Here is an 18,244-nt window from a genome sequence, read left to right on the forward strand (position 1 = left end):
CCCTGAAGCAGTAGGCTTCATACGATAAATTTCCAGTTAGAGAAGAAAGCAGCTTGACCACACTGCTGATTGTGTTCATCTAAAACGTTCCATAGGATAGTATCTTCTATGTAAAAACGTTTACCACTGCTAGAAGTACGGGTACTGGAATAATTCTTGATGAAGCCTTTAGTTGCTGCTTCTGATAATAAGCGATCACGTTCTTCCTGTACTACCTCTTCAGCCGATTGGCGGGAAGGCATTCTGGTAAATTCTTCCCAAGAAAGCTCCCATAGTTCCAAGGCTTTGCGATTACCATAGTTGAAAATTGGGTCTGACTCAGTGCCGTGAGAAACTAATACAAAAGGTGCTTCAAATAATAGTTGTGCTATTTCCTGGGGTACACCATTTACATCCAACAAAAAATTTCCCGTCCAATGATGAAAACTCTTCATTAGGCACTGACTATGGTGAATAATTGCCTCTTGCTGCCAGGGAAATTCGATAATGCTGGTCATGAGAAAATTAATACATGGTATCAAAATTATGACATGAAACAGTTTTTTTAAAGTTAACGCTTCAGGAAATCAGCAACGCGTAATATTTGGAAGATTGACATACTCTCCTTGAAGCTGAAAATATGTAAGTTAATTCTCTATATAGGCTTGGCAACTCATGTTTTTTTCAAATTCTCTGGAAAATCAACTCCAGCGCTGGAACGAAACCATTCGTAATCAGCCAGAAAATCCTAACGCTTACATTCGCCGGGGTATGGTTAACTTTCAACTGGCGAAAATTGATGAATCTATTCAAGATTTTGATATAGCAGAGGAACTTGATACCCGTATTAAACCCTACCTCTGGCAACGTGGTTTATCCTATTATTATGCAGAAAGATTTGCTGAGGGTGCTGAACAATTTGAAATAGATTTGACTGTGAATGCTCAAGATGTAGAAGAAACAGTATGGCGATATCTCTGCATAGCTCGTTCGTTAGGTGTTAAAGAGGCACGTAAATCTTTACTAACTGTGAAAAATGACCCTCGACCCATCATGCAGTGCGTATATGATTTATATGCGGGAGATTGTACACCAGATGATGTTTTAACTGTTGGTCAATCAGAAGGGATAAAGGGAAATTTTTACAGTCATCTTTACTTGGGATTATATTACGAAGTCGAGAATAATATTGGTTTAGCTCAGGAATATATAGTTAAAGCTGCTGATAATTACAAGATTGATGATTATATGTGGTATTTAGCACAGGTACATAAGAAGTTGCGAGGATGAGCTAAGGTTTTTATTAGATAAGCTACTAGTTATTTGCAAAGAATATGTTCTCACTTCGGACGTTATTTACAGGTTGCTATTGGTATTTAAGGGAATCTGGTACTCCCCAAATTTTAATTGTTCTATCAATGCTATAACTAGCAATGAAGTTACGATCGCTACTCATGGCAACATAAGCAATTGGCGATATATGTCCTTGCAATGTACATAATTTTCTGTTCATCGCTAAATCCCAAACAACTATTTCGTAATTGTCTGTACAGTAGATTAAGACTTTACCATCTGAACTCATAAGTCAGGGAGCAACATCCAAAGTTGTATAGAGAATGCGATCGCTCATCAATTCCCACACACACACATTCTTTTCCCGGATTCCGCAAGCCAAAATTTGCCCATCAAAGCGATTTGCAAGTCCATTCACTGTCATAGTAGGTAGATTATCCAATGTTTGAATAAGTTCTCCTGTTTCGGTATTCCAGAGGTATAGCTTATTCTGTAATCTCTGCTTGAAATATGCAACCAATAGTTTTCCATCAGGAGTGAAGAGAAGGGGTGATATATAGTTACCCAAAGGCAAATTTCCAAGAGGTACTAAAGCCCAATCCTGAAATCGATGATGGAAGCGACGAGTATAGGTTTCATAATCCCAAATCTCTAGCTCTCCTGTTTTACCCACAGTATAGCCAGTGGCAAGCAATGGCTGCCTAGTTGAGCAGACAGCCAAGCAATGGGGAGCGGTTTGAACAGTATTCATAAGGTAATCGGGATAAGTGCCAATTGGCTCTTGTGTTTCTGTATCTAATGGCCAGAGAAAGTGCTGAAAGCTAATGATACATACTTTGCCGCTTTTGCCTAAACCAAATTCGTGAGCCATTGCCAGATCAAAGCCTTTCTTGCTTTCACCTGTTTCCAAATCCCAAATATTAACAAAAGATTGCTTATAAGACAGATCCCAATAGCAAATAAGGGTGTTATTGTAGTCTGCGATCGCAAAATAATATGGATGATGTTGTTCAGGGTTGTAGCAATCGAGATTAAATTCTGTCAAGGTATGCAGGCATTGCATTTTTGCAAAGGGCAGATAATTCAAAAAGGCTTGTTCAGCAGTAACTTCACTGCTGTAGGACAATAAGAGCAAAGCTGATTCCCGCACTTCTCTGATGCCATCTCCCAATGCCTGGATTACTAAATCAATTCCTTTATGCCCATATTGAAATGCTTCTAAAAGAGCATCGATTTTTTGTTTTGTAGAACCACCGCGCAAACGATATCTAATCCCTTCTAATCCCTCTCGTGCTGAACTATAAGAAGAAATTAAGTCGTTTTCTCTGATACTGTCATTGTTATCTGTAGGTTTTTCAGAAATCATCTTGCAAATACTACAAACTAAGTAATCTCTAAGCTTTTCATAGCAAATAAATAAAGTTTATTTAGGATAGCGTAGCCAGATATATGAGTATCTAAAAGGCGATCCAAAGTAAACATAATGTATATTTATCTAGATGTATATTTTGGATCAAATCGGGCAATCGACGATATTAACCTTTTGGTAAATACGGTATGGTTCCGGCAGCATCGGTGTCGTCGATTATATGCAACCTGCTGATACTACCAGCCTGGCGAGCTTGACGATATTTTGCATAGGTTGGATCGTTAACAAACGCTTGCACTGCTTCCATAGAAGGGAATTCCAGCAAAGCAAGCAATGTTGTTCCTAATTCCTCGCCTTCAATAGTCGTAATATTGCCACTGCGGGAAAGGTATTTCCCTCCATGTTTATGTACGATATCGTGGACATTTGTTGCGTAGTCCGAAATCCAGGCATCATCGGTAACTTTAACGTCTGCAATTAAATATACAGCCATGATGGTTCTCCTTTAGTTAGTTAGATAACTATATTTGCTGAGAATTCAAGAAAAGAACTCTAGCAACAAAAGTATTTAGAGTATGCGTTCGCCCTTGGCGTTGGCGTTCGCGGAGCGTGTCGCAGACAAGCCTCTCGTAGAGAAGCCATCGCTTTTACTTCTCGATCATACTTGAGACTGGAATCAGCTATTTCAATTTAGGTTAATATTTAGTCAGGATGAGATTCACGTTAACGTCCTAGCATTTTATCCCGCAGATGCTTTCTGGCGATCGCTTCCTAGATTTTTCGCAATAATTCCCGAATAGCGATCGCACAATCACCAAAAGCTAAAGGTGAAATTGTCACATCCTCTGCAAGTATGCTCTCACTGTGGTATCCGTCTGGACTGGGAAGACGATACATATACAACTTGCGTCCATTGACATCTAAAATCCAGTACTCAATAATACCTGACTTAGAGTATTCGTTCGCTTTTACTTCTCGATCATATTTGAGACTGGAATCAGCTATTTCAATCAGTAAAAATACTTCGGAAGCATTGGGATGGTGATCCTCATAATCTAATGGATTCACCTTCACCACTGAAATATCTGGTTCTGGTTCCGAATAATCATCAAGTTGCACTGGTGACTGAATTCTTAATAAAACTTTGTCACCCAAACGTTGACGTAATAACCTTTCTGTGCGGGTAATCGCTGATTCGTGAGCAGTTCCTTTTGCTGACATTCTGATGATTTGTCCCGCGATTAATTCTAAGCGTTCTTCAGGATGAAAAATACCCATTTCCGCCATTTGGTGATATTCTCGAACACTAATTAGGCGAATATTGGTAAGCATAAGATTTACGTTAACGTCCTAACATTTTATCCCGTAGATGTTTAATGCGATGTCTACGACGGGCTACGCCTACGCGCTAAAGGTTAGGCTGCTGGCGCTACAACCTCTGAAGCAACTCGTCATACTCTGCATGTGCGCCAATCCAGAACCAGAAAATGTGATCATCCTGCAACAAGCCAAGAACGCGGTAGTCTAAACTAACACGAGCCGAATATATTGGTTGGCGCTGGCTAACTCGTTTGAACTGAAGACTATTGTGATAAGGATCTGAACGCCAAAGAGCCGCTTGTTCTTGAACTGATGCAGGAAGCTCATCAAGTTTCTTGCGAAATACCTTCGTAACACTTGACTTCATTGCTCAGAAGGAAAAACGTCAGCTAGAGGAGTGATGTCGCCAGCAGTAATTTCCTGCCTTACCATATCAGCTAGACGATCCCACTGAGCATCTGTTGTAGATTCAAACTGAGTCTTCCATCTTTGCTCATCCTCTATCTCAGCAAGGAGACGAGTAGCGATGCCTGCGGCGGGCTACGCCTACGCATCCTGTTCAGCAACAGGTAGAGTTTTTAGTTGCGCGATCGCACGCTCAAGTAACTCAGTCATGGCTACCACACTCTTAAAACGTAAATGGCATGTTATCCATTATCGCTTCTTGCTAGGAAGTTAAACGCTAATAAGGTGAATATTCATAAGTATAAAATTCACGTTAACGTCCTAGCATTTTATCCCGCAGATGTTTAATGCGATCGCGCAATTTACCTGCCTCTTCAAATTCCAGTTTTTTTGCCGCCTCTTTCATCTGTGCTTCTAACAGAGTAATCAACCCTGGAATCTGTTCTAATGGCAGTTCATCTATATGTTCATCTACAACTTTTAAGTCAGTTGCATTTAACCGCCGAGATACATCCAAAAAAGCCAAAATCGCATTACTTGATTTTTTGACAATTGGTTGTGGTGTAATTCCATGCAGTCGATTATGTGCCGTTTGAATACCACGCCGTCTATCTGTTTCATCAATAGCTTTAATCATGCTACCTGTCATATTATCAGCATACAAAATCGCCTGTCCCTGGACGTGACGCGCGGCTCTACCAATAGTTTGAATTAAGGAACGCTCGGTTCGTAAGAAACCTTCTTTATCTGCATCCATAATTGCTACTAAGGAAACTTCGGGTAAATCCAAGCCTTCCCGCAGCAAATTCACACCAACTAATACATCAAATTTCCCCTCGCGCAAGTTTTGCAAAATCTCAATGCGCTCAATAGAAGTAATCTCAGAATGTAAATACCTTACCCTTATACTGCGGTCTTGCAAATATTCGGTTAAATCTTCCGCCATCCGCTTGGTTAATGTGGTAATTAACACTCGTTCATGGCGGTCAGCTCTATCTTTAATTTCGCCTAACAAATCATCAATTTGTCCTTCTGTAGGACGCACATAAATTTCTGGATCAACCACTCCAGTTGGTCGAATTACTTGCTCAACTACATGGTCTTCAGAAACTTCTATTTCCCAAGTTCCGGGAGTTGCTGAAACAAAAATACACTGATTTACTTTTTGCCAGAATTCTTCTGCTTTCAAAGGACGGTTATCAGCAGCACTAGGAAGCCGAAATCCATGTTCGATTAAAACTTTTTTTCTCGCTTGATCGCCGTTATACATACCGCGAATTTGGGGCACTGTAACGTGAGATTCATCGATAATTAATAGCCAATCTTTGGGAAAATAATCAATTAAACATTCTGGTGGATCTCCAGCTTGTCTTCCTGCTAAGTGACGGGAATAGTTCTCAACGCCGTTGCAATAACCAACTTCGCCCAGCATTTCTAGGTCATAGCGTGTACGTTGATCTATGCGTTGTGCTTCTAATAATTTGCCAGCTTGTTCTAAGTCTAGTTTTTGCTGTTTTAATTCTGCTGCAATATCATGACAAGCTACTTCTAACCGTTCTTCTGGGGTGACAAAGTGACGTGCTGGGTAGATATTCACCGCTTCCAAACTTTTGAGAATTTCACCTGTCACCGGGTCAATATAGCGAATCGCGTCTATTTCATCACCAAAAAATTCGACGCGAATAATTCGGTCTTCATAAGCTGGGCCAATTTCTAAGACATCACCACGGACACGAAATTTTCCCCGGCCCATTTCTATGTCGTTGCGGCTATATTGAACATTTGCCAAATCCCGTAAAATTTGGCGCTGATTTACTTCCATACCTATTTGGAGAGGGATGGCAGCTTTGAGATATTCTGCTGGCATTCCTAAACCGTAGATGCAGCTGATAGAAGCAACGACAATGACATCACGACGTTCAAACAGCGATCGCGTCGCTGAATGCCGCAACATATCTATTTCATCATTAATCGCTGCCGTTTTTTCAATATAAGTGTCGGTAACGGGAATATACGCTTCTGGCTGATAATAATCGTAGTAGCTGACAAAGTACTCGACTGCGTTGTTGGGGAAGAAATCCCGCAACTCGTTACAAAGCTGTGCAGCCAGGGTTTTGTTATGCGCCAAAACTAAGGTTGGCTTGCCAATTTTCTCAATAACTGCTGCTACCGAAAATGTCTTACCAGTTCCAGTGGCTCCTAGTAAAGTTTGGTAGCGATTACCTGATTGGATACTAGCAGTAAGTTGTGCGATCGCTTGTGGTTGATCGCCTGTGGGACTAAAGGGAGCTTGAAGACAAAATTCTGTCATACAGTTTTGCTGAAAATACCCTATCTCATGGTGACGATTTCGCCCTGTATCCATTGTAGCTGGCTTATCATACTAAAATAAATGGTAATATTTTTTTACAAAACTTATTAATTAAAATTTACTTATGTATCAGTTTTAAAGATTCTTATATCTATGTGAGGTTTTTTAAGGTTAAACTCTAAAGTATATGGGAAAAAATTTCATCTTTCCTTAATTATTGTAAAATTCAATTAACAAACCAGAGGTCTTCGTTTATGGCTATTAGCAACGCTGGCAAAGCAATCAGTTCTCGGCAAAACAATGCTAAGTCTCCAGGGGAAACAACAGAGGAAGTTGAAAATCAACCAGACCAGAGCTTGAATGCAGATAAAGTCGAGGAAGTTAATGAACTGCCAGTGGGAGCTTCTGGAACACTTGCAATTTCTGGAATTCGTCCCATAGGCCCTAGCGACTTAGAAGTTGCTGAAAAACTTTCAATTGCTGGGGTGCGTCCTATTAGCACCAGTACATTAGAAGTAGTTGAAACCTACAACTCAATGGGTATTCGTCCAATTGGCGCTAATACATTCCAAGTTGTTGAAAGTATCAATCTCTCTGGGATTCGTCCAATTGGCTCAAGTTTATTGGTAATTGATGAAAGCTATTCCACCTTTGGTAATCGTCCAATAGCATCAAATGAGATTGACAATTCTGAAAGCCTGATGGGTTTTCTAGATTAGACAAAAGAAATATCCCCATAACTTTATTAACCCAGTTTCTATACGAATCTGGGTTTTTTATTTAAATAGTCAAAAGCAAAAGTTACGATATTCGCCCTTGTTCTATGTCTTTTAGCATAGGTAACTAAACTGTTATTGCTTTAATTTACATTCAGTCAATGGCTAGAATGCTTACTACGACTACCTTTCTTAATTACGAAATAAGCATTAGGAATTACGATTTTTTTAATATGTCTTGTGGTGGAAGGCTTTAGCAAAAACTTTAAGCTACTGTGTAAAAGTAATCACAAAAGATTTCAAAGTTAGTTATAGCTTTGAAAAAAATTTTTTACAAAATCAGGAGTACAAAATGAGTATTGAAGATCGCGCTAAAGCTGCTGCTAAAAATGTTGAAGGTAAGGCGCAAGAAGCATTAGGAAATATCACTGGAGATCCAGAAGATAAAGCCAAAGGTAAAGCAAAACAAGCTGAAAGCGAAGTCCGTCACGGGATTGAAGACGTAAAAGATAATGTGAAGAAAAATATTGACTAACAATTCATAATTTTTTTGCAGAAACTCTAGGGATATCGATGGGGTGGATTCCATTTTTGCAAGAAAAAGTGAAGTGTTCAAGATTCATTCAATACTATGTACCTTTCTTTTCATCTTAGCAAGCATGGAAAGATAAAGGACTAGCTTGATTTGCATAAATTTTGCAGAGGGGTAATTTATTACTCCTCTGCATTACAAAGTAATTTTATTAATTCAGAGGAATAACCTCTATAAATTCTAATTTTATAAATGTCAGCTAAATGTAAGCAATTAGTTTGAACGTACAACTTATTCTATCTGTTGTTTAAAGTTTTTTTTCAGGAGGTAAAAAGATGATTCTGTTTCAGCAAAGTCGCAAAATATTGGCGACTTTCTTTTTAATCGGAGTACTGTTGATAACTACCGCCTGTGGTGGTGCTAGTGTATCACAACTTGACCGCACAACAACTCCGTCAGCAATTGGCCGAGACGTAACTTATGCAGAGTTAGAGCGAGGCAATACCCCAGGCGGACAAACCTTTGGTAACTGGGTTGTGCAAACGTCTCAAGGATTAGTTCAGGACGCTTTTGTTCGTGATAACAATAAACTAGGTGTTGTTATTTCCCCTAAAGTTCGTACGAACGAAGTGCGACCATTAGCAAAATCCTTAGTTCAAGGTTTTCATAAGAACTTTCCCAATCAAGACTTAAAGGTTTTGGTTTATGCGCCTGATAAGAAATTGATTTTGACTACTGAATATGACACTCAAACTAATCAAGTTAAGTATACATAATTGCTGTATTTGCAATAAAAACTTGAAGAAAGTTTGAGTAATTTAATTAGAGTTATGGCTTGGAAATACAGCCATCAAAAGAATTTGATGGAAGAAAGGAGATAAGTAAAGTGGCAACTAGTGAAGAATACAAGCGTCAAATAATGAAAGATTTGGCTCAGGGTGATGTTGAATCTCTCGATGATACTAGAGCCGAGTCAACGGCAGAATATCAAAACTTTGATGATTTTGCTCAACGGACAACACCAGATCAACGTCGGCATTTATTTGCTAAGTCTTTACATCCAGATCGGATTCCAACCAGCCAAATGGAGCCAGAATTACAGAGTGCGATCGCACAAATTAAACCCAATGAACGGGATGATGTAGCAAGAGCCTTTTTCAAACACTTGAAGGAAAGAAAGCTTGACGAGAAGCATCTAGAGCAACAGTTGGGGCTTTCTACACACCAGGCCAGCCGCATGACTGCTGATGATGTTAGCAAACTCTCGTCTTTCGCATATCATAACCACCCCGATATTTTCCGCGAAGTGCTGGCAGAGCAACCAGGGATTATCAAGTTTCTCAGTAATCCTGTAGTAGCAGGTATTCTTGGCATTGCAGCGGCTAAGTGGTTGGGTAGTCGCAAGTAACTTCTGAATTTTGAGTGTATATGTAACAAAGTCAGGTGAGCTATGCTCACCTTTATTTTTTGCCTCTTCTCAACAAAAAAACTAGTAGAGGGCTTTTTAGATGGAATAACTAAGTATGCAACGACAGTAACTGTAGATACTACATCCCCTACCCAGTTTAACTTTGACTTCCTTGACATTGACAGTTTAAAATTTACCTCCTCTGGTGGCATTGATGCAGGATATGAAGGTAGTGGCACACAAATTGTTTTAGATAACTTCACCTATAATTCTAAGACCGTTCCCGAACCTACAACTATCTTGGGTTTATTGACAGTCACCAGTTTTGGTATAGCTTTGAGCCGAAAACAAAAGTAGCACCAAAAAGCCACTAGCAAAGTTTAGGCTAACAAACTCAACCAATAGATAATTGCATTCAGATAAAAAGAGTGTATTAAGTGTGGAGTTATGAAATTTTAACCCCATTTTTATCATTATGTTTAATGGATTTAGCAATCTCTAAGACGGGTGTAGCTGCTGCAACTCTGTCCTGAAAACTATTTCAAATCTCAAAAAATTGTAGTAATATACCACAGGCATTAACTATCTTCAGCTACATCTGATTGTTAGCGCTCTTAAATTTACAATCGATGAGACTATACGATGAGCCTAACTCTTTATTTTCTCCGTCACGGACAAACAGAATGCAGCCGCAATAATTCCTTTTGCGGTTCAATAAACTCAGAACTTACTCCTGAAGGTCTGGAGATGGCAAAGGCTTTTGCTGACGCATATAGTTCTATGAATTGGACAGCAATATTTTGTAGTCCAATGCAACGAACTGTATTGACAGCAAAACCCTTATGTGAAGCAATAAATATAGAACCACAACTCAGAGATGGTTTAAAGGAAATAAACTATGGTAAGTGGGAGGGAAAAACGCCAGAAGTAATTAGTCGTGAATATCACGATGATTATATTCGCTGGTCAGCAGATCCCGCTTGGAATGCTCCAACTGGTGGAGAAATGGCGGTTACAATTGCTTCTCGCGCCTTGCAGGTAATTGAAGAAATTAAACAAAATTACAGTAGTGGCAATGTTTTAGTTGTTTCACACAAAGCAACTATCAGAATTCTTCTGTGTAGTTTACTGGGGATTGATGTGGGACGCTTCCGTTTTCGTTTGGGATGCCCTGTTGCTTCGGTCAGTATTGTAGAATTTAGCTCACATGGGCCGCTTTTAAAGGTTTTGGCAGACCATAGTCATTTAGATGAGCAATTGCGTAATTTACCGGGTTCATGAGAGGAGTTAGGAGAGAGGCGATTAATCGCGTCTGTACAATAATATTATTTTTAACTTACTCTGCCTCACTATTGGGTTAGAGTTTTATCGGACTTACGCACGAACTGAATAACGTAGACACGTTCGCGGAGCGTCTCGTAGAGAAGTAGCTTGCCGCAGGCTACCACAGAGGCACAGAGGGCACGGAGAAATCATAGTTTGAGAGATAATTTGCGTAAGACCTATTTTAATTCAGTACAGATACAACAATAATTTACTCAAATCATCACCGAGTTGTTTCATGCTGCCAGTTATTGAAAGCATTGTATTACGTCAAATGGCTTCGGGCGATCGCCTCTACTTACAACTATATAAATTCATCGGTGCTAAACCTGGTAAAAAGGTATACATTCAATCTAATCTGCACGGTGCAGAAATTGCTGGGAATGCTGTTATTCACCAGCTAATTGAGTTTTTATTAACAATAAATGATACAGATTTAACTGGAGAAATTTGGCTGGTTCCCGTATGTAATCCAATGGGGACAAATGAACGCGCTCATCATTTCTCTCCTGGGCGATACTGCATTTATGAAGCCAAAGACTGGAATCGGATATTTTGGGATTACGAGAAAGAAGCTGATGATTTAGTAGCTTTTACTAAATCTCAACTTCATAGTGATCTAGAGGTCGTCCGACAAAATTATCTAACTATAATTAAGCAAAACTTTGCGAAAATTTTAGAAAAAATTAATTCTTCTAATGGTGTTCCCTACACTGAGCTTTTTGCCTACAAGCTACAAAACCTGAGTTTAGATGCAGACTACTTAATTGATTTACACATTTCTACAAATCAAGCATTAGACTATATTTATTACTTCCAAAATCGAGAAGACAGTGCAAAATACTTTCTACTCGATTTCGGAATCTTACTTAATAAATATGATGGTGACGCTTTTGATGAAGCTTTTATCAAACCTTGGTTAGCGCTGGAAGCTTGTTTTAAAGAGTTTGGTAGAGAAATCAAGTTTGATGTGGAAGCTTGGACACTGGAATTAGGCTCAGGAATGCAAATGAATCCTGATTCAGTATCCAAAGGTATACGAGGTGTAAAAAACTATTTAGCTCAAAAAGGTGTACTGCAAATTCCTGATTTATCAGATGATATAAAAACCCATGAGATGACTTTTGCATCTAGCAGCAACCGGGAAAAATATTATGCGATCGCAGGTGGTATGATTCAATCGAGAATAGCATTAGGTAGCAAAGTCAAAACTGGAGAAAAGCTGTATCAAATTCTTAGTTTTAATAAAGAAGGTCAACTACCTACTATCATTGATGTCTGCGCTCAACATGACGGATTAGTTTATGATGTCGCAACTAATCAAGCTGTAAATGAAGGCGAGTTTGTATTGGGGATTATTAGTTAGGACATGGGGCATTGGGCATAGATATTCATGTAATTTTCATCACATACTAAACATGAAAATTTCTTTCCCTAAATCATCACAAAGACGTGATAAATCACCGTCTCTACAAAAAGACTAATTATTGTAGAGACGGCGATTCATCGCGTCTCTTGCCTTAACCGAAGAGTATTGAGTTTAGTCTCCTAAATAAATACCCATACCACGAGCGGTTTTAACTAAAGTACCATTGGGATCGACGGCGCTATATTGAGCGATCGCTTCTGTAATTGGTACACTTAATACTTGGCGATTTTGCCATGTCACCATGCGATCATATTTACCCTCTGCAATGAGATTAACTGCCGCTACGCCAAAGGCTGTTGCAACTAATCTATCTAGTGGTGAAGCAGTTCCACCCCGTTGAATGTGTCCTAAAACTGTAACTCGTGTTTCTACACCGATGTGTTCAATAATTTTATCTGCCAAATATTCACCAATTCCACCGTATCGAGATTGACCTAAGCGATTTGTAATCGTCACATTTTCCCCATCGTGGGTACGAACCGCTTCGGAAACAATTATCAAACAATAGTTTTTGCCTTTCTCTTGGCGTTCTTTGATTTTGTGGCAAATATGCTCAACTGTGTAAGGAATTTCGGGAATCAAAATTACATTTGCTCCCCCCGCAATTCCCGCAGCTATTGCTATGTGTCCGGCATCACGCCCCATCACTTCCAAAATCATGACTCGGCTATGACTTGCAGCAGTAAAATGCAACCTATCTAGTGCTTCTGTGGCAATATTGACTGCTGTATCAAAACCGATAGCGTGTTCAGTAACGCCAATATCGTTATCAATGGTTTTAGGAATACCTACTAGATTAATGCCACCTTGTTGAGCGAGGCGGCGGAGAATTGCCAAGCTACCATCGCCGCCAATACCAATCAAAGCGTCTAAACCTAGCTCATGATAACCTGCAATGATTTCTTCGGAGCGATCGCACAAACTCCCATCCGCCATTGGAAAAGCAAAGGGGTCGCCTTTATTGGTTGTCCCCAACATTGTGCCACCCGCAGTTAATAGCGAGTCAACTTGATCAACTTCCAGTTTTGTGTATTGTTGTGGACGCGCCATTAATCCTAGAGTCGCTTGACGAATTCCTAAAACCTCCCAGCCGTAAGTATCCACAGCACAATTTACTACAGCCCTAATCACAGCATTTAAGCCAGAACAATCACCTCCACTGGTAAGAATTCCAATGCGTTTGGGTTCTTCCATATTTTTTATTGACATTTTTATCCAAATATATTGAGTAGTCGATGAGACTTAAGCCAAAGTTAGCAACAGATTAAACCTAAGTTAATGCGCTCCTTATAATGCCAAAGTAATTTTATGTTTGTTTTGTATCTAAAAACAAAACAAAGTTATCTCAGCTGTAAAATATAGGTGTAGAGCCAGTAGTAGATTAAACCTCGGCAAAAGCAATCCCTAAAAATGCCAGGGTAATTTTATGCTTGTTTTGTGTCTAAGAAAAAACCAAGTTATCCCAGCTGTAAAATATGAGGGTGGAGCCAAAGGTGACTAGTATTGATAATTACAACTTCTCTTTTTCAGGAGAAGTAACAATCCCACAGGCTCCTCCTGATTTTAAATCAGGTTTTATCGGCATTGTTGGTCGTCCAAATGTCGGTAAATCTACTTTGATGAATCAATTAGTAGGACAAAAAATTGCCATTACCTCACCGATAGCACAAACTACACGTAACCGTTTGCGCGGTATATTAACTACGACAGAGGCGCAATTAATTTTTGTAGATACGCCAGGAATTCATAAGCCCCATCATCAATTGGGCGAAGTATTGGTGCAAAATGCCAAAATTGCCATTGAATCGGTAGATGTAGTCCTATTTGTGGTAGATGGAGCAGTCGCTTGTGGATCGGGCGATCGCTATATTGCTGAATTGCTCAGTCGCAGTAAAACCCCGGTGATTCTGGGCGTGAACAAAAGTGACCAACAACCGGACGATTCTCAGTATTTAGATGATAGTTACGCTCAGATGGCCCAGTCCCATGAATGGGAAATCGTGAAATTTTCTGCCAAGACGAGTGCAGGATTACCGCAACTGGAAGAGTTATTAATTGAACATTTAGAACTTGGGCCGTTATACTACCCGCCAGATTTGGTAACTGACCAGCCAGAACGCTTTATTATGGGTGAATTAATCCGAGAACAAATTTTATTATTGACTCGTGAAGAAGTACCCCATTCAGTAGCGATCGCTATTGACTTAGTAGAAGAAACTCCCAGCATTACTCGTGTACTTGCTACCATCAACGTTGAGCGTGATTCTCAAAAAGGCATACTCATTGGCAAAGGCGGAGCGATGCTCAAAGCAATTGGTAGTGAAGCCCGCGAACAAATCCAAAAGTTAATCGCTGGCAAAGTTTACCTGGAATTGTTTGTCAAAGTCCAACCAAAATGGCGACAGTCGCGCATTAGTTTAGCAGAGTTAGGCTATCGCGTGGAAGAATAAATTAGTCATTGGTCATTAGTCATTGGTAACTTGTACTGTGTTTCGACTGCGCGGAAATCGAGCGAAGTCGAGATTCAACTACCGCGTAGTCGTAAAGCCTGCGGCATAGATATGCTTAGGGCGCAGCCTCTCCAAGAGTTGTATTGGTTAAAAAAACAAATGACTAATGACTAATGACAAAGGACAAATGACTAATGACTCTTAATAAATAAATAATGTCTTTAGATACTCGCTATCCCTTAAATTTACCAGCCAATGCTCCGCCGTTGCGGGTGTTAATTGTCGAAGACGATCCGATGATGCAATTGGGATTAGAGCAATCATTAATGGCTCATCCTCAGTTAGAGATTGTTGGACAAGCAGAAGATGGTTATTTGGGAGTTCAAGCAGCACTGCAACTGAAACCCGATTTGGTGGTTATGGATATTGGCTTGCCGCGATTGGATGGCATTGCAGCGACACAGCAAATTAAGGCGGCGTTGCCAGCAACTCATGTGGTGATGCTGACATCTCATCAAACGGAGACAGAAATTATTGCGGCACTATCTAGCGGTGCAGATGCGTATTGCATCAAAGGTGCAAGTGTGGAACGATTGTTAAGTGCGATCGCAGCCGCAGTTGATGGTGCAGCCTATCTCGATCCCCAAATTGCGCGGCGAGTGATTGATAATCTCAAACCACCTACACCCACCAGCAACAACGCAAACTTATCTGGACGCGAGTTAGAAGTGTTGAAACTCATGGTAGACGGGTTGAGTAACCCAGAGATTGCTGAAAAACTCTATCTCAGTCCCAACACCATCAAAACCCACGTCCGAGGGATTATGAATAAATTAGCAGTTGACGATCGCGTGCAAGCAGCAGTTGTGGCACTGCGTTCAGGTTTGGTTTGAGATCAGAATACATTCAAATCTTTACTACCGAATATCTGGATTATTGTGCATAGCAATTCCTATGTATGTAACTTTCAAAATCCTAAATGCCAACCTTTGGGTATATTTATAACTATCAAAATAGTTGTAAAACTTTTAAAGTTAGATAAATTTGTGTTCCCATGCGCTCATTACTATTTCAAAACTTGAAGCTGACTATTCCTACAGCTTTAGCATTTACAATTTTTGGCTATATTCTAAGTCTACCTCTGAGTTTTCTTGGCAACTCAGAAGCAGTAAGATGGAAACTCAATCCCCAAAGCAGAATATTTATTGAAACCCGAAAGCTTGATGAGCTTGGAAGTTTTCAAGCGCGGGTAGCACTTGGAGGTACAGCGCTCGGAATTTTAGTAGCTCAAACAACTTTTATTGTGTATATGTTTGGACTTAGCAATCGTAGCACTAAGCAGTAATCTACCAATGCAGCAAAATACAGAAATAAACCTTAGCAAAAATAATAATACTCATGTATCCAAACTAAAGAATGAATTTCCGTCTTTCTGCGCCAATAGTCGGGAAGAATGGCGGAGATGGTTAGAGAAAAACCATCTTATCTCTTTTGGTGTATGGCTTATTTACTACAAAGTAAAAAGTGGTAAACCAAGTGTTCGATATAGCGAAGCAGTAAAAGAAGCCTTATGCTTTGGTTGGATTGATAGTAAAGTCAAATCCATAGATGAAGAACGTTATATGCAAATATTTACACCTCGAAAACCGAAAAGCGTGTGGTCAAAATTAAATAAACAATATATTGAAGAACTTATAGAACAAGGTTTGATGACTACAGTTGGTCTGGAAAAAATTGAAGCTGCAAAACTAAATGGTTCATGGAATACTTTAGATGCAAGCGAAGCATTAATTATTCCCTCAGATTTAAAGCAAGCATTAGAAGCAAACACAACTGCTAAAGACTATTTTGAAAGATTTAATAATTCATCCAAAAAGAATATTCTTTTTTGGATTGACAGTGCAAAACGTCCAGAAACAAGATTGAAGAGAATTGAACAAACCATCAACTCAGCAGCCGCGAACAAAAATCCATTGGTACGATAACAAAGCTAAAGCGATTGCTTGACAACGTGTTTTTTGACATAAATAAACGTGAGTTCGACAAGTCTTATTTGACCTCTCCCCAACCCCTCTCCGTGTCGGAGAGGGTAGCAAAAAGCTTAATTTTTCGTTGCTCCTCCCTTTCTGTTTCCCAGAGGCAGGCTGGGAGGGAGAGGTTCATCGAACTCACGTTAAATAAATATTACTTGAGTCAATATTTAAATCCCAATTAAAAGTAGAGGCGTACATATAAATATATGTACGCCTCTATATCCAATTTATTTTTTCAAAAATGGCCTACCTCAATACATTTTAGCTAAAAGAGTTTGAGAATTGATTAGGGTCTATATTAGTAGGAAATAAAAAAATTTCCTTGCCTTCTAAATTCGCCCTGTGGTAAAGCAAAATTGCCTTTTCCAAAGAGCAATATTTAATTGGAACCCATCTGTCGCTATAAAAGTAGACAGTTACTCGGCTCATTGCATACTCTTTCAACGGCATTGGAAGAGACCAGGACGAGTCCACAGTTTGAACCTTACCTGTTGAGTCCATGCTTTGAACCTCAGTTATTAAGTATATTTACTTTTACCTATCAAGATGATTGAAAGTAACTATCATAAGTAATAAGAATTTACCTTTAAATTGCATCTTGAGGTAAAAGTTAGAATAATTAGAACTGACTTCATGACCGCAGAGAAACAAATGTTTAGCAAAGTTAGTGCAAAATTGCGTTCGTCGTTCGCGTAGCGTCTCGTAGAGAAGACGTTGGCGCAGCCATCGCTAATTATTGTGTGTCAATACCTTTACTGTAGTCTTACTAAGATTGGCTTTCTTCCCTTGTGCCTTCTTCCATTAGTGTTGATGCACTCGCTCCAGCAACCATAACGAAGCAACAGTCCCCACATAGTGAGCAGCAATCCCAGTGATGTCTGCTACAGCCACAAAAACATCCATTGCTCGAATAATATTATAGGGATTGGTGATTGCCACTCCTGGGGGTTGGGATATAGATTTTGCCACAAGCACTAACACCGTTGATCCAGCACCTAAGAGAGTTAATAACATTCCCACCAAACTAACAACTATTCCTAATCGGAGAATTTTAGTTGTATCTGGCTTACTGGGATGTAAAGCAGGATTGGAATTTTCTAGAGCTTTGCCTATGCGGGTGTAACGAAAATCCCAATAGAGACGAAATAACAACACTACAATTCCGCATACAGCCCAAAATATGCCAATCCCAAGACCAGCATTCTGTTTTTGAACAAAGCCACGACCAGTTAAGGCAAACAACAAAGCTAAAAAAGAAACCACTCCAATTGCCAATTGCAGCCAGAAAGAAATCCAACCTGTAAGGCGAATAGTATTACCAATTCCTCTAGTTTCTGCTGGTAGCGAACGCACTTCTGATTCTGTTTGCATAAAAATTACCTTAATTCGCCTACTCCCAAGAATATTGCCCCAGTTCGCACCATACCCCCATCTTTAGACATAATCACCTCAACATCCTGGGAATAAATCAGGCGTGGGGCAAAGGAAAGAGAAATTACCTCTTTCACCTCTGCCTCTTCGCAATGCCGATAAGGGATGTCCAGTGAATGTAGGGGCACAAGGCTTTGCGCCCCTACTAGAAATAATTTGAGATAATTTATTTTTTGCAAATCCCTAATTTAAAATCCTGTCAAACGATGTAAAGGTTTCAAACTCAGGGACGATGAAGAATTAGC

General features: G+C 39.7%; 23 protein-coding genes. 13 read left to right on the forward strand and 10 right to left on the reverse strand.

All coding sequences use genetic code 11. The annotated features are described in order from the left end of the window. Positions 1-17: 17 nt before the first annotated feature. Positions 18-497 (reverse strand): MEKHLA domain-containing protein, encoded by a 480-nt coding sequence (locus H6G86_RS00780; protein ID WP_190932683.1) that lies wholly within the window; start codon positions 495-497, stop codon positions 18-20. Between the two features lie 157 nt (positions 498-654). On the opposite strand from H6G86_RS00780, the gene H6G86_RS00785 reads away from it, so the two are divergent. Continuing rightward, positions 655-1,269: a tetratricopeptide repeat protein gene (locus tag H6G86_RS00785; protein WP_190932684.1), complete on the forward strand. Its 615-nt coding sequence runs from the start codon at positions 655-657 to the stop codon at positions 1,267-1,269. 76 nt (positions 1,270-1,345) lie between these two features. Here H6G86_RS00785 and H6G86_RS00790 read toward each other — a convergent pair whose 3' ends face one another. The 5 genes from H6G86_RS00790 to H6G86_RS00810 all read right to left on the reverse strand — a co-directional run bounded on the left by H6G86_RS00790 (position 1,346) and on the right by H6G86_RS00810 (position 4,328). Continuing rightward, positions 1,346-1,492, reverse strand: a complete 147-nt coding sequence (locus H6G86_RS00790) for a hypothetical protein (protein WP_206758419.1) — start codon at positions 1,490-1,492, stop codon at positions 1,346-1,348. Between the two features lie 72 nt (positions 1,493-1,564). Further along, complete coding sequence (locus H6G86_RS00795; RefSeq protein ID WP_190932686.1) at positions 1,565-2,638, reverse strand: WD40 repeat domain-containing protein; 1,074 nt, start codon at positions 2,636-2,638, stop codon at positions 1,565-1,567. A 169-nt stretch (positions 2,639-2,807) separates the two neighbouring features. Continuing rightward, the gene (locus tag H6G86_RS00800; protein WP_190932687.1) at positions 2,808-3,134 is read right to left on the reverse strand and encodes a DUF1330 domain-containing protein; all 327 of its coding nucleotides are present in this window, start codon (positions 3,132-3,134) and stop codon (positions 2,808-2,810) included. 278 nt (positions 3,135-3,412) lie between these two features. Beyond that, the gene (locus tag H6G86_RS00805) at positions 3,413-3,973 is read right to left on the reverse strand and encodes a Uma2 family endonuclease (RefSeq protein ID WP_190932688.1); all 561 of its coding nucleotides are present in this window, start codon (positions 3,971-3,973) and stop codon (positions 3,413-3,415) included. A 97-nt stretch (positions 3,974-4,070) separates the two neighbouring features. Further along, entirely contained in the window at positions 4,071-4,328 is a 258-nt protein-coding gene (locus tag H6G86_RS00810; RefSeq protein WP_190932689.1) for a ParE family toxin-like protein, read from the reverse strand. A gap of 159 nt (positions 4,329-4,487) precedes the next feature. Here H6G86_RS00810 and H6G86_RS00815 point away from each other — a divergent pair, with 159 nt between their 5' ends. Continuing rightward, positions 4,488-4,640, forward strand: coding sequence for a hypothetical protein (locus tag H6G86_RS00815; protein WP_190932690.1), 153 nt, complete (start codon positions 4,488-4,490; stop codon positions 4,638-4,640). Positions 4,641-4,679: 39 nt separating this feature from the next. Here H6G86_RS00815 and uvrB read toward each other — a convergent pair whose 3' ends face one another. Continuing rightward, positions 4,680-6,677 (reverse strand): excinuclease ABC subunit UvrB, encoded by a 1,998-nt coding sequence (gene uvrB, locus H6G86_RS00820; RefSeq protein ID WP_190932691.1) that lies wholly within the window; start codon positions 6,675-6,677, stop codon positions 4,680-4,682. 254 nt (positions 6,678-6,931) lie between these two features. Here uvrB and H6G86_RS00825 point away from each other — a divergent pair, with 254 nt between their 5' ends. The 7 genes from H6G86_RS00825 (at position 6,932) to H6G86_RS00855 (ending at position 12,022) form a co-directional block, all read left to right on the forward strand. Further along, positions 6,932-7,396 carry a hypothetical protein gene (locus H6G86_RS00825; protein WP_190932692.1) on the forward strand — a complete coding sequence of 155 codons (465 nt, stop codon included), beginning with the start codon at positions 6,932-6,934 and terminating at the stop codon, positions 7,394-7,396. A gap of 349 nt (positions 7,397-7,745) precedes the next feature. After that, the gene (locus tag H6G86_RS00830) at positions 7,746-7,928 is read left to right on the forward strand and encodes a CsbD family protein (protein WP_069070399.1); all 183 of its coding nucleotides are present in this window, start codon (positions 7,746-7,748) and stop codon (positions 7,926-7,928) included. A gap of 332 nt (positions 7,929-8,260) precedes the next feature. Further along, complete coding sequence (locus tag H6G86_RS00835; protein WP_190932693.1) at positions 8,261-8,701, forward strand: hypothetical protein; 441 nt, start codon at positions 8,261-8,263, stop codon at positions 8,699-8,701. Positions 8,702-8,811: 110 nt separating this feature from the next. Beyond that, the gene (locus H6G86_RS00840; protein ID WP_190932694.1) at positions 8,812-9,333 is read left to right on the forward strand and encodes a hypothetical protein; all 522 of its coding nucleotides are present in this window, start codon (positions 8,812-8,814) and stop codon (positions 9,331-9,333) included. Positions 9,334-9,375: 42 nt separating this feature from the next. After that, positions 9,376-9,690 carry a PEP-CTERM sorting domain-containing protein gene (locus tag H6G86_RS00845; protein ID WP_190932695.1) on the forward strand — a complete coding sequence of 105 codons (315 nt, stop codon included), beginning with the start codon at positions 9,376-9,378 and terminating at the stop codon, positions 9,688-9,690. A gap of 285 nt (positions 9,691-9,975) precedes the next feature. Further along, a complete protein-coding gene (locus H6G86_RS00850; protein ID WP_190932696.1) occupies positions 9,976-10,614 on the forward strand; it encodes a histidine phosphatase family protein in 639 nt (212 codons plus the stop codon). 280 nt (positions 10,615-10,894) lie between these two features. Next, positions 10,895-12,022: a succinylglutamate desuccinylase/aspartoacylase family protein gene (locus H6G86_RS00855; RefSeq protein ID WP_190932697.1), complete on the forward strand. Its 1,128-nt coding sequence runs from the start codon at positions 10,895-10,897 to the stop codon at positions 12,020-12,022. Between the two features lie 174 nt (positions 12,023-12,196). Here the strand turns inward: H6G86_RS00855 and H6G86_RS00860 are convergent, their stop codons facing one another. After that, positions 12,197-13,279, reverse strand: coding sequence for an ATP-dependent 6-phosphofructokinase (locus H6G86_RS00860; protein ID WP_190932698.1), 1,083 nt, complete (start codon positions 13,277-13,279; stop codon positions 12,197-12,199). Positions 13,280-13,560: 281 nt separating this feature from the next. Between H6G86_RS00860 and era the strand changes: the two genes are divergently transcribed. The 4 genes from era to H6G86_RS00880 all read left to right on the forward strand — a co-directional run bounded on the left by era (position 13,561) and on the right by H6G86_RS00880 (position 16,520). Beyond that, positions 13,561-14,535: a GTPase Era gene (gene era / locus H6G86_RS00865; protein ID WP_190932699.1), complete on the forward strand. Its 975-nt coding sequence runs from the start codon at positions 13,561-13,563 to the stop codon at positions 14,533-14,535. 215 nt (positions 14,536-14,750) lie between these two features. Next, entirely contained in the window at positions 14,751-15,428 is a 678-nt protein-coding gene (locus H6G86_RS00870; RefSeq protein WP_114084732.1) for a response regulator, read from the forward strand. 161 nt (positions 15,429-15,589) lie between these two features. Then, the gene (locus H6G86_RS00875) at positions 15,590-15,880 is read left to right on the forward strand and encodes a hypothetical protein (protein WP_190932700.1); all 291 of its coding nucleotides are present in this window, start codon (positions 15,590-15,592) and stop codon (positions 15,878-15,880) included. Between the two features lie 7 nt (positions 15,881-15,887). Then, the gene (locus H6G86_RS00880) at positions 15,888-16,520 is read left to right on the forward strand and encodes a YdeI/OmpD-associated family protein (RefSeq protein ID WP_190932701.1); all 633 of its coding nucleotides are present in this window, start codon (positions 15,888-15,890) and stop codon (positions 16,518-16,520) included. An 849-nt stretch (positions 16,521-17,369) separates the two neighbouring features. Here H6G86_RS00880 and H6G86_RS00885 read toward each other — a convergent pair. Both H6G86_RS00885 and H6G86_RS00890 read right to left on the reverse strand, forming a co-directional pair. Continuing rightward, on the reverse strand, positions 17,370-17,939 hold the full coding sequence (locus H6G86_RS00885) for a DUF3611 family protein (protein ID WP_190932702.1): 570 nt from the start codon (positions 17,937-17,939) through the stop codon (positions 17,370-17,372). A 5-nt stretch (positions 17,940-17,944) separates the two neighbouring features. Further along, positions 17,945-18,127: a hypothetical protein gene (locus H6G86_RS00890; protein WP_190932703.1), complete on the reverse strand. Its 183-nt coding sequence runs from the start codon at positions 18,125-18,127 to the stop codon at positions 17,945-17,947. Between the last annotated feature and the right edge of the window lie 117 nt (positions 18,128-18,244).

Source organism: Nostoc sp. FACHB-133, from assembly GCF_014698055.1.
Taxonomy (GTDB): domain Bacteria; phylum Cyanobacteriota; class Cyanobacteriia; order Cyanobacteriales; family Nostocaceae; genus Nostoc.